The following is a 21,780-nucleotide window of genomic DNA, read 5'->3' as shown; positions in this document are numbered from 1 at the left end:
ATGCCCCGGATATTTGACAACATTGATTTACAACTACTACCGATTTTACGAGAAACCCTCAAAGTCTCTTATCGGGCAGATTTTTGCGTTGGCTATTTCAATCTCAGAGGTTGGCGAAGAATTGATGATTTAATCGAACAGTATGTTGGTAGTGAAAATGCTTGCTGTCGTTTGCTAATTGGGATGCAAAGCTTACCCAGTGATGAAGTTCATGCGGCATTTTCCCTGAGTAGTGGTGATGGACGGATTGATAACAGTAGCATTGTGCGGTTTAAAAAACGCATGGCGGCGGAATTTCGTCAGCAGTTGACTATTGGTGCGCCGACTAATGAGGATGAAGCGGGGTTGCGGCGGTTAAGTTATCAGCTAAAAAGTCAGAAAGTAATTATTAAACTGTTTCTTCGTCATTCTCTCCACGCCAAGTTATATCTTGTATATCGTAATGACCCCAACGCTCCAACTGTGGGATTCTTGGGTAGTAGTAATTTAACCCTTCCTGGACTGGCAAAACAAGGGGAGTTGAATGTTGATATTTTAGACCACGATGCGTGTAATAAACTGCAAAAGTGGTTTAGCGATCGCTGGCAAGATTACGGTTGTGTAGATATTTCCCAAGAATTGGCGGAAATTATTGACCAAAGCTGGGCTAGGAAAGAGCTAGTTTCACCTTACTACATCTACCTCAAGATAGCTTACCACTTATCCCATGAAGCGATCGCAGGACTTTCAGAATTCCGTATCCCCCGCGAATTTAATAATTTATTTGATTTCCAAAAAGCTGCCGTACAGCTAGCAGCCCGTCATGTCACTAGGCGTGGTGGCGTATTAGTGGGCGATGTTGTCGGTTTGGGTAAAACTTTAGTTGGAACCGCCTTAGCCAAGATATTACAAGAAGATTGTTTTTTAGAAACACTAATTATTTGCCCGAAAAACTTGGTTTCAATGTGGCAAGAATATGTAAATAACTATCGCCTACTTGCCGAAGTGATGCCAATTAGTCAAGTACAAAATAAGTTACCAAAACTCCGCCGTTACCGCGTTGTGTTAATTGATGAAAGTCATAATTTACGGAACCGCGAAGGCAAACGTTATCGAGCAATTACAGAATATATTGCTACTAACGAAAGTAAATGTATTTTATTATCTGCTACTCCATACAATAAAAGTTATCTTGACCTTTCTGCCCAACTGCGGCTATTTGTGCCAGAAGACCAAGATTTGGGGTTAAGACCAGAAGCTTTAATTAATGAACTTGGCGGCAGTTCGATAGGAGAATTAGAGTTTATTAGAAAGCATCAATGTTCTGTCCGTTCTTTAGCTGCTTTTGAGAAAAGCGAACACCCTGATGACTGGCGAGAATTGATGAAGCGTTACATGGTGCGACGCACTCGTTCTTTTATTAAAGATAATTATGCCCACACAGATGAAACCGGACGGAAATATTTAGAATTTGCTGATGGGAGACGTTCTTATTTTCCCCAGCGTCTACCTCGCAGTCTCAAGTTTCCTTTAGAAGGTTCTGACACTGACTTTTATTCTCGGCTTTACTCTGAGCTAGTAGTAGAAGTAATTAATCAACTTAATTTACCTCGTTATGGGCTAGGAAATTACGTTATTGCTAAACACAAACAGCCACCTACAGACACCGAACAACGCTTTCTTAATAGCTTATTCCGTGGCGGTAGGAGGTTAATGGGTTTTTCGCGCACTAATTTATTTAAACGTTTAGAAAGTAGTGGTGTTGCTTTTATTCAATCAATTGAACGTCATATATTACGGAACTTCATTTATTTATATGCCCTAGAAAATGGGCTTGATATTCCCATTGGAACTCAGGAAGCTGAGTTATTAGATACAAGTAATAATGATGAAGATGCTGATTCTGTAGCAGCAGCTTTGTTTGATACTGAAACGGAAGATGATGATTCTGACCTAACCCCCCAGCCCCCTTCCCTACTAGGGAAGGGGGAGAATTCAAAGCCTCTCTCCTTGCAGGAGAGAGGTTTTCCAGATTATGTGAAAAGTCAAGAAAATATTTTTCGTCAAAGAGCAGAATCAATTTATCAAGAATATACCACGCGATATCAAAGGCGATTTAAGTGATTGCGTTCTACACTGTTTGATATTAAAAAACTGAAACGGGATTTATTAGAAGATGCCAAAGCACTGATTAATGTGCTGCAACAGTGTGGCGAGTGGAATTCTCAAAAGGATGAAAAACTTACTGCTTTAATCAAACTGTTAACAAAAACTCATCCAAAGGATAAAGTACTAATTTTCACACAATTTGCCGATACAGTCCGCTACCTTACAGAGAATTTGCAGTCGAGTCGTATTACTAATGTCGCAGGAGTAACAGGTCAATCTAAAGACCCAACAGTAATGACGGGAAGATTTAGCCCTGTGAGTAATGGAAAACGTGAACAAATTTCATCATCAGATGAGTTGCGAATTTTAATCGCCACCGATGTTTTAAGTGAAGGTCATAATTTGCAAGATTGTGCAATTATCGTCAATTGGGATTTACCTTGGGCGATTATTCGTTTAATTCAACGCGCCGGACGGGTAGACCGCATTGGACAAAATGCTGATAAAATTCTCTGTTATTCTTTTTTACCAGCCGAGGGAGTAGAACGCATTATTAATTTGCGGGGACGACTCCGCAAACGACTACAAGAAAATGCGGAAGTGGTGGGAACCGATGAAGCATTTTTTGAAGATGATGATGCACGAGTAATTCTCGACCTCTACAACGAGAAATCTGGAGTTTTAGATGGCGAAGAAGATACAGAAGTTGATTTAACTTCAGAAGCATTTCAAGTTTGGAAAAAAGCCACCGATAATAATCCAGGTTTGAAAAAAACCATTGAAGAAATGCAAAATGTAGTTTATTCTACCCGCGTCCATACTCCGCAACCTGTGCAACCAGAGGGAGTATTGCTTTATATGAAAACCACTGAGGGAAATGATTCGTTGATTTATGTTGACCGCGATGGAAATAGCGTTACTCAATCACAATTAGCAGTTCTTCGGGTAGCGGCGTGTGAAGAATCTACCCCAGCAATACCCAGAGATAAACAGCATCACGAGTTAGTACAAAAGGGTTCTGAGTTGATTGCTGAAGATGAGAAAAATGGAGGTGGTCAATTAGGGCGACCATCAGGTGCAAGGTTCCGCACTTATGAACGGCTGAAGGGTTATGTTCAAGAAATGAAAGGAACACTTTTTGTTAGTGAAGAACTTTTAAAAGCAATTGATGAGATTTATCGTTATCCTTTGCGACAGTCAGCTATTGATACTCTTAACCGCCAACTGAGAAGTGGTATTAATAATCATCAGTTAGCTGAGTTAGTTGTGGCGTTACGAATGGATGACCGTTTGTGTATTGTGACGGAGGAACTGGAAAAACGAGAACCTCAGATTATTTGTTCGCTGGGGTTATTTAATAATTCGTAATTTCTCATTAAGGCAATAGACGCGATAAATCGCCGTCTCTACAATAATTAGCTTTTTGTAGAGACGGCGATTCATCGCGTCTTTGTTATATTTAAAGTTATAATTTAACTATTTTAGGAGTAATTTTTATGGTTATATTATCATCTAATCTTTCTTTAACAGAGTTTCTGCAATTACCAGAAACCAAACCAGCTAGTGAATATATTGATGAAAAAATCTACCAAAAACCAATGCCGCAGGGAAAACATAGCAGAATCCAAACTCGTTTATCAACCGAGATTAATCAGGTAAGCGAGCCTGAGCAAAAGGCTTTAGCATTAACTGAATTACGCTGCACATTTGGAGGACGTTCTTTAGTTCCAGATATTGCTGTATTTGAGTGGTCACGGCTTATTGTTGATGAAGATGGGGAAATTGCCAATAAATTTGAAACTTATCCAGATTGGATAATTGAAATTCTCTCACCTGACCAATTTCCTAACCGGGTGATTGATAAAATTATTTTCTGCATTAATCATGGGACAAAATTAGGTTGGTTTATTGACTCTAATGATAAATCTGTGATGGTATTTCAACCTAATAAATTGCCAGAAGTAAAATATAATAATGATAAATTGACTGTTCTTGATGAATTAGCAGATTGGCAAATTACGCCAGCAGATATATTTAGTTGGTTAAAGGTTAAATAGCAAAAAAATTGTAGGTTGGGTGGAGGCTTTGCGTAACCCAACATCCTGATATTTGTTGGGTGGAGCGGAGCGCAACCCAACCTACGTTTAATGCACTGTTTGATTTGCTTCCAACCAGTTAAGTAAATCCTCAAGGGCTGTATCTTTTCTTAGTGCCATTCCTCTATGGACTTTGCTTGTGTAGCTGCGAATTACTTTTACTCCTCAACCTACGCTTACACCCAATGGCAAGAGACGCGATGAATCGCCGTCTCTACAATAGTTAGCCCTTTGTAGAGACGGCGATTCATCGCGTCTTTGTTATATTGCGGAAAACACCGAAATGAGAAAGCATTTAAGCCTTTTGAGAAAGCAATATCTCCTTTTGCTTGCTAAATCTACCGAAATGAGAAAGCATTTAAGCATTTTGAGTAAGCAATATCTCTTTTTGCTTGCTAAATTTACCGAAATGAGAAAGCATTTAAGCATTTTGAGTAAGCAATTAGGCATTTTGAGAAAGCATTTAAGTATTTTGAGAAAGCAATTAGGTATTTGAAGAAAGTAATTAAGCATTTTGATAAAGTAATCAGCAAATATACTTGACGATTAAAAATCTCACTTGCATATAAATAAGTCGGCGTTTAGATAACTCAATAACTTTCCGTAGTATCTCTGAAGCTTAACCAAGCATAAAGGATTTATAAAGTATCAAAAGCATGGTTAAAATTTAACTCCTATAAATAGGGTTTCTTAAAGTCCGCCAGCGCGGACTTAATTTTTAGAGCCACAGATTTATTTTCTGAGTGGCAAATTTCCCATGCTCTTTTTTTATTCTTAAAGCATGGGAAATTATGTCGCTTAATTTTCAACGAACACGCGATTTACTCTATAACTTCCAATTTAGTGATTTGTTTATTGAGGAATTAGGTTGGTCGCAACCCTCAAGACAAAAACCTGTAACTTTAAGAATTGACAACAAGAAATATCAATACCAGAAGATTGCTGAACTTTCGGGTGTTGCAATCTTTGAAGTCACCGCAGCAGATGGGAAAATACCAGAGGCTAAGGTTAGAGATGAGATTTACAAAGAAATTAATAAGCTGATAGCTGAAAATCTCCTAATTTTTATTACCGAAGAACGCACACGCAGTCTTTGGTATTGGGTGAAAAGAGAAGGAAGTAAAACCTCTGTTCGTGACCATTTATATGTGAAGGGTCAACCAGGAGACTTATTTTTAAGCAAGCTTGGTTCTTTAGTCATTGATATTACTGAATTAGAGCATGGGGAACCGACTGTTGTCGAAATTGCTTATAAACTACAACGCGGTTTTGATGTTGAGCCAGTAACTAAGAAGTTTTACAAGGAATTTCAAGAGCAACACCAAAAGTTTTTGCTGTTTGTGAAAGGAATTGATAATGAGATAGATAGACGTTGGTATACATCGGTAATTCTCAATCGCCTGATGTTTGTCTATTTTCTCCAGCGTAAGGGTTTTATTGATAATAAAGATTTAAATTATCTGCAAAATAAGCTTGAGCAAAGCAAACAAAAAGGTGAAGATCATTTTTATGGTGAATTTCTCAAGGCTTTGTTTTTTGAAAGCTTTGCTAAACCTGAAATTGAACGCGATTTATCTGTACAAGAATTGGTAGGAAAGGTTAAATACCTGAATGGTGGATTATTTCTCAAGCATCATATTGAAGAGAAATATCAGATTTCTATTGTTGATGAAGCGTTTGAGCAAGTTCTAGATTTATTTGGTCGTTATTCTTGGAATCTAGATGATACGCCGGAAGGAAAAGACGATGAGATAAATCCTGATGTCTTGGGATATATTTTTGAGAAATACATTAATCAAAAAGCTTTTGGAGCCTATTATACTAGACCGCAGATTACAGAATATCTCTGCGATAGAACTATCCACAAGTTAATTGTAGACCGCGTAAATAATGCGCTGTCTGATCAGTATAAGCCATTTGAGGATATTAACGAACTTCTTATCAAACTGGATACAAATGTTTGTCGTCTACTAATGGATGATATTCTTCCTAATTTATCAATTCTTGACCCAGCTTGCGGTTCTGGTGCTTTCCTTGTTGCGGCGATGAAGACGCTAATTCAAGTTTACAGCGCGGTATTCGGGACAATTAAATTGATGGATGATGACACTCTCAAAAATAAGCTTGAAGAGATAGAAAATTTTCATCCATCACTACCTTATTTTATCAAAAAGCGGATTGTTTCAGATAACCTCTATGGTATAGACATCATGGAGGAAGCAACGGAAATTGCTAAACTGCGTCTTTTCTTAGCGTTGGTTTCTTCTGCTAATGATGTGGAAGAGTTAGAGCCTTTGCCTAATATTGATTTTAATATTATGGCGGGTAATTCGCTGATTGGTTTAATTAAAGTTGATGATACTGCTTTTGATGCAGTGGGTAATTCACTACAAGGAAATCTATTACAGTCTTTAGCCGCAGATAATTATAAGAAAATTCTATAAGAAAAGAATAAATCTGTTGAGTTGTACAAAAAACACGCTTTTTTACCGAAAGCTTTACCAGATACAGATACACCTCAAGATACTCGATTGATACACCTCCGGAAAAATATTGAACAACTCAATAAACAATCGCAAGAAAAGTTAAATCTTTTGCTGTTGGATGAGTTTAGTAAGCGTTTGGGTATCAAGTATGAGGAAGTTCAGTTAACTGGAAAATCACAGAAGCGGGTTTTGAAGGTTGAGGATATTGCAGCTTTGAAGCCGTTTCACTGGGGTTATCATTTTAACGAGGTTTTAGAACGCGGCGGTTTTGATGCGATTATTACTAATCCGCCATGGGAAATATTTAAGCCACAGGCAAAAGAGTTCTTTGCACAGCATAATGAACTGGTGACTAAGAACAAGATGGATATTAAGGATTTTGAGAAAGAGCAGAATAAACTATTACAAAATCCAATAATTGCAAGTGCTTGGTTAGAATATCAAAGTCAATATCCTTATGTCAGTGCTTATTACCGTTCATCTGAACAGTATAAAAATCAGATTTCTATTGTGAATGGTAAAAAAGCAGGTACAGATATTAATCTCTATAAGCTGTTTACAGAACAGTGTTTTAATCTTTTACGTTTAGGCGGTGAGTGCGGAATTGTGATTCCTAGCGGGATTTACACCGATTTGGGGACTAAGCAATTGCGGGAAATGTTGTTTAGTCAAACTAAAGTTACTGGGTTATTCTGTCTTGAGAATCGTAAGGAAATCTTTGAAGGTGTTCATCGCAGTTTTAAAATAGTTGTTCTTACTTTTGTTAAAGGTAGTAAAACAACTGATTTTCCATCTGCTTTTATGCGTTTGGATGTGCAGGAACTCCAAAGTTTTCCTAGTGATAATAGCTTGCAGATTACCATTGACATGGTTCGTAAACTTTCACCTGATTCCCTTTCTGTAATGGAGTTTAAGAATGAGGTTGATATCCGCATAGCTGACAAAATGCTTAAGTTCCCCTTACTGGGTGAAAAGATTGAAGGTAAATGGAATTTGCGCTTAACCCGTGAGTTTGACATGACAAATGATAGTCATTTATTCAAGCAACAGCCTGTTAAAGGAAGATTACCATTATATGAAGGTAAGATGATTCATCAGTTCACTCATCTATATGCTGAACCGAGATATTGGGTAGGGGAACAGGAAGGAAGGAAAGCTTTATTAAAACGCAATGAAAATGATAACGGTCAAAAAGTAGATTATCAAAGTTATCGTCTAAGTTTTAGGGATGTGGCGCGAAATACAGATAATCGCACAATGATTGCAGGAATTATCCCGCCTAATATCTTTGCAGGTAATACACTAATAGTGTCACAGCAATTCACAAAGCAAGACGAATTACTATTTGTTGTGTCTGTTTTAAATAGCTTTGCTTGCGATTTTATAATTCGCCAAAAAGTAACGGCGCATTGCAATATGTTTTATGTCTACCAGCTACCAGTCCCACGCCTAACAAAAAACGATCGCAGCTTCAACGATATTGTACAACGCGCCGCCAAACTCATTTGCACCACACCAGAATTTGACGAACTCGCGCAAGAAGTCGGTCTAGCTTCTCATCAACAAGGCGTTACCGACGAAACAGAACGCGCCAAACTCCGCGCAGAACTCGATGGAATGGTAGCACATCTTTACGGTTTAACTGAAGATGAATTTAGCTACATCCTCACTACCTTTCCGATTGTGAATGCAACCGTTAAAGAAGCAGCATTGTCAGCTTATCGTAACTTTGCCCCAATGTTTGGAAACTCAGAATTAGTCTCTTGTTAGTCTCTCGTTCTCATGCAGAGTATGGAAACAAAGAATACTATCAGTATGACTAAGAGGTTGTTTGAAAAGTAATTTTCTGTATTTTTGCACTTATTGATCCCCCCTAACCCCCATTAAAAAGGGGGGAACCAGAATCAAAGTCCCCCTTTTTAAGGGGGATTTAGGGGGATCTAAAACGTTTTGCTACCCTGAAAAATATTTTTCAAACATCCTCTAATATCTGTAACGAGGAATACAAACTAAATTGTTACATTAGAGTTTGAAGTATATTTATTGCCTCAAGCTAGGGAAAGACAAAACATATTATTTGTAAATTTCCAAAATTCTTAATACTAAATTTATAATTTTGAATTATCTTTGGTGCGAATTAAAAATTGTAGTTTCTTAATAATTTATTTAAAATTCCCCGTGGAGGTTGAATAGTATTATGTTTCGTTAAAATGGAATTGCTGCTATAAATAGAACAATGCATTTACATAAAGTCTAATAAATTACTATATAAATCCGGCAGCATTTACCTAGTCGTAATTTTAGAACTGTGCAAATTCATCCTCACTCCGAATTTAACCATAGCCGCGATCGCCGTGAACAGGGTTTGCAAAAATTGCTCGACCGCCTTGTTAAATCAATTCAGCGCGATGAGTTAGTCCGGCAAACAACCAATCAACTCAGAGAATTGCTTCAGGTTGATCGGGTGGTGTTGTATTATTTTTACAATCAGTGGGAAGGACAAGTGACTTTTGAATCTTTGAGTTCTAAAGAATTTTCAATACTTGGTTCCACTGGCCCAGATGAATGTTTTAATGATCAGTATGCTGCTTTATACTTAGCAGGACGGGTAAAGGCGATCGCTGATATTGAATTAGAGCCAATCCAGCCTTGTCACCGAGATTTTCTCCGCAATATGCAGGTTCGTGCCAACTTGGTTGCACCAATCGTCATCCCCAGAGGATTATGGGGATTGCTAGTAGCACATCACTGTCAAGGGCCTCATGATTGGTCGCCATCAGATATAGAAATGATGCAAACAGGGGCACAAACTCTAGCAACAGATAGAAATATTCTGGAGAGCTAAAATAATTCGTAATTCGTAATTCGTAATTCACGCCGTGTGCAACTTTCTCTCAGACCTAACCCCCAACCCCTTCCCTACAAGGGAAGGGGAGCAATAATCAAAGCCTCTCTCCGTTTCGGGGAGAGGTTTGGAGAGGAGTTTTAAAAATAAGTAGTAGTTAAAAGGGCGATTAGAAACCGCTTCTACACAAGGCTTTACCCGCCTCCGTGGGTTTCAAACCCTCAATTTTTTCTAGATAAGGAGAAAGAATTATGAAATTTGGTTACACGGTCATCTGGGTAGACGATGTAGTTAAAACAGTTGAGTTTTACGAAAAAGCTTTTGGTCTAGTTCGTCGCACTCTCCAGGATAAAGGACAATCTATCTGGGCTGAAATCGAAACCGGCAGTACTACACTAGCTTTCTCCTCTAGTAGCGAAGCACAGAAATTATTTCCTGGTGGTTTCCATCCCAACGATCCCACACAACCACCCCCATTAATCCAGATATCATTTATCACTCCTGATGTTGGTAGCGCTTACATGAGAGCGATCGGAGCAGGCGCAAAAACACTAGATGCCCCGAAAACCCAGCCTGGGGGACAAACAATTGCTCGTGTCCGCGATCCCAATGGTGTGCTGGTGTCGTTGGTAAGTGGCTGAAATTCTTACAAATGAATTTAGTCAAGATAGCTTTCTTATGCTTGTGATTCAGTCAATATAGAGAAAGTCACTGCTTAAACTGTCTGTTGAAGACTTAGAAGTTAAATTGAATTCATGACTCTTAACTCTTGACTTTCCTATGGATTCCAATCCAGCATTGTGTGCAGCGATCGCAAATCATATTACCACTAGTCCCCAACAACGAATTACTTTTGCCCAATTCATGGACATGGCATTATACCACCCTGAATATGGCTACTATTCCAGCGATGCAGTCAAAATAGGCTTTAAAGATAGTGATTTTTTTACTTCTCCCAACCTCTGTTCTGACTTTGGCGAGTTACTCGCAGAACAATTTTTGCAAATGTGGGAGATTCTAGGAAAACCTGTACCGTTTTCTCTAGTAGAAATGGGAGCAGGTCAAGGATTGCTGGCTTTGCATATCCTCAAATATTATCAGCTAAACTACCCAGATTTTTTTGCGGCGCTGGAGTACATCATTGTTGAAAAGTCGCCAACTTTAAGACAAGAACAGCAGCAACGCTTGCAAGATTTCCCTGTGCGTTGGTGCAATTTAGAGGAGATACCACCAAATGCGATCGTAGGTTGCTTTTTTTCTAACGAGTTAGTAGATGCGTTCCCCGTCCATCAATTCACTTTAGAAGCGGGAGAACTCCGAGAAATTTATGTTACAACACCACAAAACTTAACCCCTCAAGAAGGCAAGTGTGAGTCCTTCTCCCCTCCCCTCATAGGGGAGGGGTTGGGTGAGAGGTCAAATTTTGCATTTTTAGAAGTGACAGGGGAACCTTCAACGCCCCAACTAGCTGAACATTTGGATTTAGTAGGAATCGATTTAACCCAAAGTGTATATCCAGATAGCTACCGTAGTGAAATTAATTTAGCTGCTCTAGACTGGTTGAGTATAGTAGCAGACCGCTTGCAGCGCGGTTATGTGTTAACAATTGATTATGGCTACCCCGCCAGTCGTTACTACAATCCCAGGCGATCGCAGGGAACGCTACAGTGCTATTATCAGCACCGTTTCCATGACAACCCTTATATCAATATTGGGCGACAAGATATCACTGCCCATGTTGACTTTACAGCTTTGGAACGCTGGGGTGAGAAGTGCAATTTAAAGAATATTGGTTTTATCCAGCAGGGATTATTTTTGATGGCATTGGGGTTAGGCGAACGGTTAAGCCGCGTCTTCTCTACGAGACGTTACGCGAACGACGAACGTATTGCTGCCCTTTCTTATCAACAGCAACCCCTCTCACAGTTACTACAGCGGCGGGATGCACTACACCAACTTCTAGATCCCACAGGGTTAGGCGGCTTTGGAGTCCTAGTTCAGAGCAAAGGTCTGAACAATACAGAAATTTCTCAACCACTGAAAGGATTAACTTTGCCAGAGTAAACGTAAATTTGAAAAGTTAAAACTCTATTTAAGAATGCAGTATTAGTCTTATTTAGACTAGCATAACAGTGATTACTGTAAAGTTAAACACACTACCAAAGTAATAATTATGTCCACTCATGACCTGTTAATGCTAGCAACACTACTTACCCCTGGTATTTTACTTTCAGTAATAATCATGGTGACTTTTGCCGCCGGTGGTTGATTACCAGAGACGCAATTAATCGCGTCTCTACTGGGAGTAGAGAAACTGGGATTTGGGATTATATCTTAAGTCTCAAATCACTACTTCCCAACAAATTTGAATCAAACAATGCAAACGCAATGTCCACGATGGGCTATGACGCTTGATGACTCGCTATTGGTGACGCTGTATTAAAGGAACATGAAAAATGAAGGTGGCATTTCTGGGAACTGGACTGATGGGACTACCAATGGCTCAAAGGTTATTAGCCGCAGATATACAGCTAGTTGCCTACAATCGCACCCCAGAAAAATTAGCACCACTACAAGCAGCTGGGGCTGAAATTGTCACACATCCCCGCCACGCCATTCGTGCTGCTGAGTGCGTAATCCTCATGCTGACTAATGCCCCGGCCATTTATAATGTGTTGCTTTCAGATACTGCTTGGCAAACTTTGGAAGGACGCACGATTATCCAAATGGGAACAATTACTCCCACAGAAAGCCAGGAAATTAGAGATGCAGTTGTTGCTGGTGGTGGTGAGTATTTAGAAGCACCTGTATTAGGGAGTATCCCCGAAGCAAAAGCTGGCAACTTGAGTGTTATGGTAGGTGCCGAGCCAGAACAATATCAACGCCATTTAAAGTTACTCCAAAATTTCGGGACAGAACCTTTACTTATCGGCCCAGTGGGAGCTGCTGCGGCGCTAAAATTGGCACTAAATCAACTAATAGCTTCTCTAACAACTAGCTTTGCTCTGAGTCTAGCTTTTATTCAGCGTCAGGGTGTCGACGTGGATGTGTTTATGCAAATATTGCGCGACAGTCCACTTTATGCACCTACCTTTGACAAAAAGCTACAACGGATGTTAGATGGCAATTATGCTGATCCCAATTTCCCCACAAAACACTTGCTTAAAGATACAGAATTATTTATCTCGGAAGCCAAATCTCGGAGTTTGGATCTCAGCAGTATTAAAGGTGTGCGGCAAATCTTGCAAACAGCCGTGAAAATGTCATTTGCAGATGATGATTACTCATCACTATTTTCTGTAATTAAAGAATGGGGAGAAGGGATCGGGGAATAAATTTTTTGAGGGACACACATCTGTCAACTTAATCTAAAAGCCTCTCTAGCACAAGCTTTTAGATATTGTCTCGTTTCCAGTCTCTGGCTGGAAACGAGATTTTAAAGGTGTTTGGGCTTAAGTTGACACGTATGCTCAACGGTGCGCCCCTAATTGAAAAATGTTGTGATTTAAAACACATTGAAGAAAGTTTCTCCCTACACCCCGACATCCGTGATATACCCTTTAAAAATGCTGAATCAAAAGGTTTTAACTGAATCGTTTATAAGGATATTACTGCCCATTAATAGTAGTTGATGGAGGAAATGGTAGAGATTCAGGTTGAGGCTGAAGTTCCGGTTGAGGCTGAGGTTCCGGTTGAGGATTGAGAAATTCCTGCCAAGCCCTAATTTGCTCTTGCGCTGCACTGTAAGCAGCACTACCGCGTGGAATAGATTTGGCAATGTTAATGCCTCTAGCAATATCAGACTGACCTTGAGAGCGTGCTATTTCTAACAATTGCTGACTCCACTGGTCAATAGCCAGATTTGCATCCATACGTAAGATGCTATTGTTTGAAACCCGATCTGCCAGCCGTATTGCTTCAACCAAAGCTTCTGGAGTGCCAGCCGCCCCAACTTCCTGGGCTTTTCTCCAGTTTTCTCTAGTGCGGATTTGCCCTTCCCAGTCATTTATTGCAGCTTGTGCTTCCCCAGAAAGCGCCCTTCCCGACGAGGCAATTTGTTGAGCTGCGCTAATGGCGGCAGTAAGATTTCCACTCTGAGCCAATTCTTGTGCCTGATCCAAATAGGGTTGGTCTTGAATTCGCTGAATCTTTCCTACCCAAGTACGAATTTTTTTCCGTGCTTCTGGATATAATGCCCGACCTCTACGAATTTCGCTAGCCTGGGCGATCGCAGCTTGTAAGGAGTTAATATCGTCAAATATTGCTATCTGTTCGGCGCGTTCTAAGTAAGGTTGGTCTTCAATTGTCTCCACTTGAGCACGCCAGCGACCCATTTCTTGTCTAGCTTCTGTGGCGCGGGGGTTACTAGCAGGAATCAGCTGTACTTGAGCGATCGCTGCTGTTAAATTATTAACTGTTCCCTGACTAGCCAATATTCTCGCTTTTTCCAGATGGGCAACATCTTCAATTTCCAATTGCCAACGAGCAATTAATTGCTGTGCTTCGTTATACACTGGTCTGGAAGGATCAATTTGTTGTGCTTGAGCGATCGCTGCCTCCAAACCAGAAACGTTGCCTATCCAAGCACTCCTTTTCGCGTCAGCTATGGCGATAAAGTCATCTGTTTCGCCTTGTAGTTTCGTAATCTCTGGAATTTGTCTAGCAATATTCAGCGCTTCATCTGCATCCCGCTTATCTAGTTTTGCTTGTGCCAAATCAAGCATTTTGCGTCCAAATGCCGGAATTGCTTCCTGAGCTTTTTGATAAATGTAACTTTCTTGCCCAATGGACTCGGCTAACTTGATAGCTTCTAATAAATTATCAACAACTTGGCTTTTTGCTAAACTTTCAGCTTTTCCTAACTTATCGCCATCTTCCCGCGCTGTGGCAATTAGACGATTCAATTGGTCGTATTTAGTACCCGCCCAGTATTGATTGTCTACACGCAGCATTTTGGCGGATAACATGAACGCTGATTGCCAGCGCCGTTCCTTTACTTCTGCGATCGCACCGTTGTATGTAGCTTCTGCCTTTGACCAAATTGTCTGCCATTTGCTAATTTGCTCATCGACTAATTTATAAGCTGCCACATCTTCGGGTATTTTTTGAGCAGTAGCGATCGCTTCCTCTAAATTCCCAGTTTGGAAACTTTGATCAGCTAGCTTCAAAATATCCCGCGACCATTCTTCGATGAAACGATCAATTTCTCCATGTAACGGGTGATTTTCTGGTAGTTCCTTCACCAGAGCGATCGCTTGCAATAGGTCGTTCACTGTCTGCTTAGAAGCCGCCAACTGGGCACAGTGTAGCCGCACAGAAGCACTAGCTAGAGGCCAGAAAATCGAGGGGCAATTAGGGGCAGTTGGCAACTTCAGCAGCATTGCCATTGCCAAGAATCCCACGCTGCCGGGAATTAACATTAGTAGTACCAGCCATAATGTCCAGCTTTTCATCCAGCGTGGCCACTTTGCAAAAGTACTACTGAGTTGGGCAGTTTCTTTTGAATTACTATTTATAGGTAATCCTTCCGTATGGTTTTTTTTTCGCCGCTTCACTGACTTGGAGGTAGAACCAGTAGCTGGGACATCAAATGGCTGAGTTTCACCGAATTGTTCTGTTCGGGATAATCTTTTGTTTTGATCTGGCTCTCTTCCACTGGCTGAAGACCAACTGTCTGGAATATCCCGCTCTGTCATCTCTCACACCAAAATAATTGAATCGCGCTCTGTTTTAGGTAGATAATTCCATTGTTGACATAGTAACTTTCTCATGATTAAAAAGCCACTTTTTTGATTATCTCTCTCTACAGAGTACCATTAGCAATCTAAAAAATCAGTGCTATTTTATACTTTATCCTAAAACAGTAGATTCAGTTTGCAAATCGGCAATTAGTTGAGCTAACTGATCGCTACTTGCCTGGTAAACGTTGCCGCAAAATTCGCAAGTTGCTTCAGCACCATCATCTTTAATTATCATATCTTGCAGTTCAGCTTCTCCCAAAATTTTCAGTGCCCCCAAAACGCGATCAAAAGAACAACCACAGTGGAAGCGCAATATTTGTCGTTCGGGAAAGATTGCCAGCCCCATGTCTCCCAATAAATCACCAAAGATTTCAGTCAAAGTCTTCCCAGCTTGCAACAATGGCGTAAATCCTGCTAGACCAGCTACCCGTGATTCCAAAGTTTCTACTAGGGCTTCGTCTCTGGCAGCTTTGGGCAATACTTGTATCAGTAATCCTCCAGCAGCCGTTACTCCACCTGCTCCCACAAACACACCTAAAACTAAAGCTGAAGGTGTTTGTTCGGAATTCACTAGATAATGAGCTACATCATCGCCAATTTCGCCAGAAACTAGTTCTACCGTACTAGAGTAAGGATAACCGTAACCGATATCCCGGACAACGTAGAGGTAGCCATCACCCACTGCACCACCAACATCTAGCTTACCTTTGGCATTGGGAGGCAATTCCACCGATGGATTTCCCACATACCCGCGTACCGTGCCATCTAAGCCTGCATCTACCAATATTCCACCCAAAGGCCCATCACCCTTTACCCGGACATTGACCCTCGATCCAGTTCGCTTCATACTAGAAGCCATTAACAAGCCTGCTGCCATAGTCCGACCCAGTGCTGCCGTTGCCACATAGGAAAGCTTGTGGCGTTCCCGTGCTTCTTCTGTTAAACGTGTGGTGATCACACCTACGGCACGAATTCCACCTTCGGATGCTGTTGCACGAATTAACTGATCCGCCATGAATAACCTTACATTTCTTAACAAGTTCACTTTTTCTATTCTAAGTTCTCTGCTGGTAGAAAAGTGACGTAGTAATAATCAGTGATTCTATTTGCAATATTAGAAATAGCGATGTCTCACCTTTAGGTAATCCTAGAAAAATGCTGGGTAATTTTCAACAAAGCCAACTGCGGATCGAAATCGAAGCACCAACAGATGCAATTCGTGACAGTCTACTGCATCCGGTACAACTCGAAAAATGGCTCTTAGGGCAACGCTTTGCGCCAGGAATGCCAGAAGAACTACTTCCCGGATTCCAGTTTACAACTTGGACTGGGCCAGTCCCAATTCATCATCAAGTAGATGTTGTCAAATCAAACTGTCTCCGCTTGGTACTTAGCGGAGGCATTGACGGGTTCCACGAATGGTACTGGGGAGAAGGTTGGGTACAGTCCCGCTTGGAAGGAGTTTCACTTTTGCCCTTGAATTTGGGTCAAACTTTGAGTTTGTTGAGCTTGCGTCAGTTTCTGGCAACTCAAGGACGTTGAATTAACTGGATGTGAAGGGATTGGGGATTGGGGAATTGGTCAAACAGGGCATTGGGTATTAGTTATTCTCCTCGTCCCTAGTCTCCAGTCTTGTCAGAGGTGAAACCTTTTTAAATCACCAGATATTTCTGATAGTGATTGCTGGTGTTGTAGTCATGGCATGATCTCATTTGCCTTTACCTGATTCTAATTCGGCTTTACCACCAATACCGAACAATTAGCCTCTTCCACAACTTGACTGCTAACAGAACGCTGGACAATTCGCTTCATCCCAATCAATCCCCGGCTGCCAATTATAATCAAGTCAGTTTTGTAAATATTGGCAAGGCGGATAATTTCTTCGGCAGGATCGCCAGTCACCAGTTCTAACTCACTTGTGACTGATAAGCTTTCCTGATAGGATTGCAGTTGTTTTTCAATATGAAAATAAGAGAAGGTTGGCGACTCTGGCTGAGGACGATCAGCGGGTAATTCCATCTCTGACTCTGGCGTAAGAAACACATGACAGAGAATAACTTTGGCATCTTTTGACAACGCCAAATTATCTAAAGTCTGAATAACTCGTTCTGAAATTTCCGAACCGTCCAGAGCTACCAAAATATTCTTTAGCACCGCTCTCGTCTCCTAAAGAGTAGACCCCTTACATAAGTATGTAGCAAAACTTGTTGGCAGCTACACTAAATTAATTTCCATTAATTTAGTGTAGCTACCCACTTAGTTTATATATTGGGGGCTGTCCTATAGGTCGGTTTCACCCCTTTTGACGCTGGTGCGTTGTAGTCACTTGCGTAGAGAATATTTTCGCCAGTTCTTTGGGGAGGGTAACCCTCCTCTGAACTGTTCGCTGGCTTACTATACAGGTAAATCCTTGCTTAATAAGCCAGTGGATTAGGTGGGCAATGCCCAATTTGTAGATGACCGCAAAAGGCTTAAGGCATGGTAGCAACTAGCGTGCGTAGACGTGTAGCAGCTTGTCGCCAGACATAGCCATCCAAACTTTTATCTGGAATTTATCAAGTGACTTTTGCCAACAGTATTAGAAAAAATTAAGCATTCCCAGTCACTCTTCTTGCTGAATTCGGCGTCGGACTGAATCAGCATGGGAAGGTAAACCCTCTGCTGTTGCTAGCACATCAATTGCACCAGCCACATTTTGCAGTGCGGTTTGGGAGTATTGAATAATACTGGAGTGTTTGAGGAAAGTTTCCACCCCTAATGCCGAAGCATAGCGGGCAGCACCAGAAGTTGGCAAAGTATGGTTAGGGCCTGCCAAATAGTCTCCTACAGCTTCTGGTGTTGAGTAACCCAAAAAGATTGCCCCAGCGTGACGAATCTGTGGTAAGAGTGCCCAAGGGTCTTTAACTTCTAATTCCAGGTGTTCGGGGGCAAATTCATTTGAGAGTTCTGCTGCTGCTTGGAGCGATTCCACAAGAACAATCAACCCATAATGAGCGATCGCTTTTTCTGTGTCTATTCGCCGTGGATGATCCACTAGCTGTCTTTCCAAGGCTACTTGCACGTTTTTCGCCAAAGCAGCATCTGTCGTCAGCAAAATTGCTGCCGCCATTGGATCGTGTTCAGCTTGGGCCAGCAAGTCAGCAGCTACATGCACCGGATTTGCAGTTTCATCAGCAATCACCAGCACTTCGCTGGGGCCTGCCAAAGAATCTATGCCTACGGTGCCATAGACAAGTTTTTTCGCTAGGGTGACATAAATGTTCCCAGGCCCAGTAATTACATTCACTTTTGGAATGGTTTCTGTTCCATAGGCTAAAGCGGCGATCGCTTGTGCGCCCCCAATGCGATAAATTTCTTGTACTCCTGCTTCTTGGGCAGCTACTAACACTGCTGGGTTAATTGCACCTCCTGGTCCTGGAGGTGTCACCATTACCACATGGGGTACAGCAGCTACCTTTGCCGGAATTGCATTCATCACCACTGTACTGGGATAGGCGGCCCGACCACCAGGCACATACAACCCTGCTCGGTCTACAGGGGTGTAGCGTTTGCCCAGAACTATTTCATCGTCACCGAAGTGTACCCAGCTTTTTGGGACTCGCTGACGATGAAACGCTTCAACTTGGCGGCAAGCTAGCCGAACCGCGCCCAACAACTCTTTTGACACCTGCTGATAGGCTGCATCTAGTTCCGAGCCTGTAACTCGGAGTTCTTCTGCTTTCAGGGTTTGTTTGTCAAATTCGGCTGTGTAATGCAAAACAGCTTTGTCGCCTTGGCGCTTCACTGCTTGCAAAACTTCCCGCACCGTTGCTTCTTTGTGAAGCACCTGTTCGTCATGGGTGCGATCGCAGATCCGTTGTAGTTCTGCTCTGACGTCTGCCTGCTGAGTAATGATTCGCAGCATGGAGTAAGGACAATGCCAAAATTATAATATTCACACCTGAGATTTAGTATTGCTCTTGACCCACTGGGGTGTGCAAGCTGACTCTAATTCTCTTCTCTAGCTTAACCTGGATTTTTTTGATACTCTCAAGCCTGCCAGCACATGGTTTGCTTAAGAAGGCGACTTAATTACTCAGTCCGACCAGCCTCCATAGGCTAGCGGCAGGAAGAAGGCGTGCCATTTCTCGTTCCCCTTACGCCCTTGCCCTCACTCTTTACGGGGTGCAGGTGGTATGTTTACACATCCAATCCCCCGGATTTACAGGGGGTAGGGTCTGAGTATAATTTTTACTTATTTTCCTAACTTTTAGTAGTTAACATATGTACAGAAACGATAATATGATATCGGTTCTATACTTATGAATCTCCTAAAATTTAGATGTTTACAGTTCCTTGCCTTTGACAATACACTGTTTTAAGGTCAGATTGGTCGTATTGGCAATCACATTGCTTAACTAGGTGATGAGTTAGGATCACTGTTTTATTTGATGTACCTCATTTTAACGCATTTCCTAAATTGACGACACACCAAATTAAAGACTGGAGATTAGGGGTCAGGGAAAGGGACTAAATTCTTCCCCCTCTAGTACCCAATTTCCAATGATAGTTTTTTTAGGAAATTATAACATTGGCAATTTGGATGCTATATTAGTAAGTCTAGTAGTGTGTGTACATATTAATAGTATTTTTGGAATTGACTGTGGCGAATACAAAGTCTGCTCTCAAGCGTGCCCAAATCGCAGAACGTAACCGACTGCGTAACAAAGCTTACAAATCAGCAGTCAAGACGCTGATGAAGAAATACTTTAATGCTGTAGCTGTCTATGCAGCTAATCCTACCCCAGAATTAAATCAAGAAGTACAGGCTCGGTTATCCGAGGCTTACGGCAAAATCGATAAAGCGATCAAACGGGGTGTCCTTCACCCCAACAATGGGGCAAGGAAAAAGTCGAGATTGGCTCATAAACTAAAACCCATAGCTCAAGCAGTTGCTGAATAGTTATTGGTGAGTCAGTGCTGTGTTCTGATTCAAGGAACCACTGCGTTACGAACTTTCCTAAAGTTCTAGCTAGTGGGGTGAAACGCCAAGGGGAATGGTAAGTTCAGTGCAGTCTTGAGGGTTTCCACACCACTTGCTCTATGGTTCTTAACCCGTCCGTCGCAGTGGTTCCCCATGAGCCACTTAAGTTGTTTTGGCTGTGCCAAATTAAAATAATTGGCGGGCGTGGTTTACCTCTTGAGCCGCTTGGTGATCACAAAGCGGCAACCACAGTAGAAAAATTCACCCGCAGGGTCATTTGTCCTTAGTCGTGATAAGGGCTAATAATTTATGACTAATGGCAAAGGGCAAAGAATGCAACTGATAGACACGCACGTACATCTCAACTTTGATAGTTTCCAGCCGGATTTAGCAACAGTGCGATCGCGGTGGCAACAAGCAGGAGTAGTACGTTTAGTACATTCCTGTGTTCACCCAGAAGAGTTTTCCAGAATTCAATCCATAGCACACGAGTTTCCCGAAATCAGCTTTGCCGTAGGATTACATCCTTTAGATACGGATAAATGGAATAGCGAGACAGCTGATAAAATCAAAACTTTGGCGAGTTCTGACTCGAATGTGGTAGCCATCGGGGAAATGGGGCTGGATTTTTACAAAGCTGATAACTATGAGCATCAGCTTATGGTGTTTGAGTCGCAGTTAGCGATCGCATCTGAACTCAATCTACCAGTGATTATTCACTGCCGCGATGCTGCTGCCCAAACTAGAAAAGTGTTGCAAAAATGGCGGGAACTTAAAGGAGAAAGAGTACGGGGTGTTATGCATTGCTGGGGAGGAACGCCAGAAGAAACTCAATGGTTTCTCGATTTAGGCTTCTACATCAGCTTTAGCGGGACGGTAACGTTCAAAAATGCCAAAGCAATCCAATCCTCAGCTGCGATGGTGAGTAGTGATCGCCTACTGATTGAAACAGACTGCCCATTTCTCGCCCCAGTTCCTAAACGAGGCGAAAGGCGCAACGAACCTGCCTACGTGCTTTATGTAGCCGAGCAAGTAGCTAAACTGCGTCAAGAAACGGTAGAGGCGATCGCCGATCAAACCACCCAGAATGCCTGTAAATTATTTGGTCTGTCAATATAAAGTGTCTTTGATCTCTTTTATTCAATTGTGCTAAAAAAATAAAACTCTAGGGGGACAAAAATATGCTAATATTATTCCCTCAAAAACATTTTGCTTGCGCCATAATGATAAAGGAAGGAACCTAAAATTTCTGAGCCTATTTTTCCGTGCTGTTATCGGCTTGGCCATCCTCCAAATCTCTACAAGCGGATGCTCTCCACACATGACTAACCTTGCCAACCCAGGTTGAGCTAGACTTTTGCACAACACTGGCTTGGTGTTTATTGAACATATTCAAAATCGTTAAACGAAATTGCCTTGTGAGTACAATCCAGCAAAATGAAGTGATTCTGATTCAAAGCCGACAAGGTGCGGATCATTCCCTCAGTCTTAGGATATCTAGGATATCACTGAGAGTATAAATAGCGGGGTGGATTTAAGACACACCGTCTAGAGCTGCGTC

Annotated in this window: 17 protein-coding genes; 13 read left to right on the top strand and 4 right to left on the bottom strand. The window is 41.6% G+C overall.

What is annotated here, in order from left to right; all coding sequences use genetic code 11:
* The 10 genes from ACEYW6_RS16280 (at position 1) to ACEYW6_RS16235 (ending at position 12,850) form a co-directional block, all read left to right on the top strand.
* A complete protein-coding gene (locus tag ACEYW6_RS16280; protein WP_412980524.1) occupies positions 1-2,103 on the top strand; it encodes a phospholipase D-like domain-containing protein in 2,103 nt (700 codons plus the stop codon).
* Positions 2,104-3,456, top strand: a complete 1,353-nt coding sequence (locus ACEYW6_RS16275) for a C-terminal helicase domain-containing protein (RefSeq protein ID WP_412980523.1) — start codon at positions 2,104-2,106, stop codon at positions 3,454-3,456.
* Between the two features lie 128 nt (positions 3,457-3,584).
* Positions 3,585-4,145, top strand: coding sequence for a Uma2 family endonuclease (locus tag ACEYW6_RS16270; protein WP_412980522.1), 561 nt, complete (start codon positions 3,585-3,587; stop codon positions 4,143-4,145).
* Positions 4,146-4,467: 322 nt separating this feature from the next.
* Positions 4,468-4,680 carry a hypothetical protein gene (locus ACEYW6_RS16265; RefSeq protein WP_412980521.1) on the top strand — a complete coding sequence of 71 codons (213 nt, stop codon included), beginning with the start codon at positions 4,468-4,470 and terminating at the stop codon, positions 4,678-4,680.
* 295 nt (positions 4,681-4,975) lie between these two features.
* Positions 4,976-6,628, top strand: coding sequence for a DNA methyltransferase (locus ACEYW6_RS16260; protein WP_412980520.1), 1,653 nt, complete (start codon positions 4,976-4,978; stop codon positions 6,626-6,628).
* A gap of 21 nt (positions 6,629-6,649) precedes the next feature.
* Entirely contained in the window at positions 6,650-8,440 is a 1,791-nt protein-coding gene (locus ACEYW6_RS16255) for an Eco57I restriction-modification methylase domain-containing protein (protein ID WP_412980519.1), read from the top strand.
* Positions 8,441-8,978: 538 nt separating this feature from the next.
* Complete coding sequence (locus ACEYW6_RS16250) at positions 8,979-9,515, top strand: GAF domain-containing protein (protein WP_412980518.1); 537 nt, start codon at positions 8,979-8,981, stop codon at positions 9,513-9,515.
* A 251-nt stretch (positions 9,516-9,766) separates the two neighbouring features.
* Positions 9,767-10,156 carry a VOC family protein gene (locus ACEYW6_RS16245; RefSeq protein WP_412980517.1) on the top strand — a complete coding sequence of 130 codons (390 nt, stop codon included), beginning with the start codon at positions 9,767-9,769 and terminating at the stop codon, positions 10,154-10,156.
* A gap of 139 nt (positions 10,157-10,295) precedes the next feature.
* Positions 10,296-11,579, top strand: coding sequence for a class I SAM-dependent methyltransferase (locus ACEYW6_RS16240; RefSeq protein WP_412980516.1), 1,284 nt, complete (start codon positions 10,296-10,298; stop codon positions 11,577-11,579).
* Positions 11,580-11,971: 392 nt separating this feature from the next.
* Entirely contained in the window at positions 11,972-12,850 is an 879-nt protein-coding gene (locus ACEYW6_RS16235; RefSeq protein ID WP_190897122.1) for an NAD(P)-dependent oxidoreductase, read from the top strand.
* Between the two features lie 273 nt (positions 12,851-13,123).
* Here ACEYW6_RS16235 and ACEYW6_RS16230 read toward each other — a convergent pair whose 3' ends face one another.
* Together ACEYW6_RS16230 and hslO are read right to left on the bottom strand one after the other, a co-directional pair.
* Positions 13,124-15,211, bottom strand: coding sequence for a chromosome segregation ATPase (locus tag ACEYW6_RS16230; RefSeq protein WP_412980515.1), 2,088 nt, complete (start codon positions 15,209-15,211; stop codon positions 13,124-13,126).
* A gap of 154 nt (positions 15,212-15,365) precedes the next feature.
* Positions 15,366-16,271 carry an Hsp33 family molecular chaperone HslO gene (gene hslO, locus ACEYW6_RS16225; RefSeq protein ID WP_412980514.1) on the bottom strand — a complete coding sequence of 302 codons (906 nt, stop codon included), beginning with the start codon at positions 16,269-16,271 and terminating at the stop codon, positions 15,366-15,368.
* A 140-nt stretch (positions 16,272-16,411) separates the two neighbouring features.
* Between hslO and ACEYW6_RS16220 the strand changes: the two genes are divergently transcribed.
* On the top strand, positions 16,412-16,798 hold the full coding sequence (locus tag ACEYW6_RS16220; protein ID WP_190897116.1) for a hypothetical protein: 387 nt from the start codon (positions 16,412-16,414) through the stop codon (positions 16,796-16,798).
* A 186-nt stretch (positions 16,799-16,984) separates the two neighbouring features.
* Here the strand turns inward: ACEYW6_RS16220 and ACEYW6_RS16215 are convergent, their stop codons facing one another.
* Complete coding sequence (locus tag ACEYW6_RS16215) at positions 16,985-17,410, bottom strand: universal stress protein (RefSeq protein WP_190897114.1); 426 nt, start codon at positions 17,408-17,410, stop codon at positions 16,985-16,987.
* Between the two features lie 448 nt (positions 17,411-17,858).
* Positions 17,859-19,160, bottom strand: a complete 1,302-nt coding sequence (hisD, locus tag ACEYW6_RS16210) for a histidinol dehydrogenase (RefSeq protein ID WP_190897112.1) — start codon at positions 19,158-19,160, stop codon at positions 17,859-17,861.
* A gap of 738 nt (positions 19,161-19,898) precedes the next feature.
* Here hisD and rpsT point away from each other — a divergent pair.
* Positions 19,899-20,198 carry a 30S ribosomal protein S20 gene (gene rpsT, locus ACEYW6_RS16205; RefSeq protein ID WP_190897110.1) on the top strand — a complete coding sequence of 100 codons (300 nt, stop codon included), beginning with the start codon at positions 19,899-19,901 and terminating at the stop codon, positions 20,196-20,198.
* Between the two features lie 354 nt (positions 20,199-20,552).
* On the top strand, positions 20,553-21,338 hold the full coding sequence (locus ACEYW6_RS16200; RefSeq protein ID WP_412980588.1) for a TatD family hydrolase: 786 nt from the start codon (positions 20,553-20,555) through the stop codon (positions 21,336-21,338).
* Positions 21,339-21,780: the final 442 nt, after the last annotated feature.

The organism is Nostoc sp. UIC 10607 (assembly GCF_047228265.1).
Classification (GTDB): domain Bacteria; phylum Cyanobacteriota; class Cyanobacteriia; order Cyanobacteriales; family Nostocaceae; genus Nostoc; species Nostoc foliaceum_A.
This window is presented reverse-complemented; position numbering and strand designations above follow the sequence as displayed.

Coding starts and splice junctions, on each gene's coding strand:
- ACEYW6_RS16235 (WP_190897122.1), top strand. CDS start 11,972: ATGAAGGTGGCATTTCTGGGAACTGGACTGATGGGACTACCAATGGCT.
- ACEYW6_RS16230 (WP_412980515.1), bottom strand. CDS start 15,211: ATGACAGAGCGGGATATTCCAGACAGTTGGTCTTCAGCCAGTGGAAGA.
- ACEYW6_RS16265 (WP_412980521.1), top strand. CDS start 4,468: ATGAGAAAGCATTTAAGCCTTTTGAGAAAGCAATATCTCCTTTTGCTT.
- ACEYW6_RS16280 (WP_412980524.1), top strand. CDS start 1: ATGCCCCGGATATTTGACAACATTGATTTACAACTACTACCGATTTTA.
- ACEYW6_RS16270 (WP_412980522.1), top strand. CDS start 3,585: ATGGTTATATTATCATCTAATCTTTCTTTAACAGAGTTTCTGCAATTA.
- ACEYW6_RS16260 (WP_412980520.1), top strand. CDS start 4,976: ATGTCGCTTAATTTTCAACGAACACGCGATTTACTCTATAACTTCCAA.
- hisD (WP_190897112.1), bottom strand. CDS start 19,160: ATGCTGCGAATCATTACTCAGCAGGCAGACGTCAGAGCAGAACTACAA.
- ACEYW6_RS16200 (WP_412980588.1), top strand. CDS start 20,553: ATGCAACTGATAGACACGCACGTACATCTCAACTTTGATAGTTTCCAG.
- ACEYW6_RS16245 (WP_412980517.1), top strand. CDS start 9,767: ATGAAATTTGGTTACACGGTCATCTGGGTAGACGATGTAGTTAAAACA.
- hslO (WP_412980514.1), bottom strand. CDS start 16,271: ATGGCGGATCAGTTAATTCGTGCAACAGCATCCGAAGGTGGAATTCGT.
- ACEYW6_RS16240 (WP_412980516.1), top strand. CDS start 10,296: ATGGATTCCAATCCAGCATTGTGTGCAGCGATCGCAAATCATATTACC.
- ACEYW6_RS16220 (WP_190897116.1), top strand. CDS start 16,412: ATGCTGGGTAATTTTCAACAAAGCCAACTGCGGATCGAAATCGAAGCA.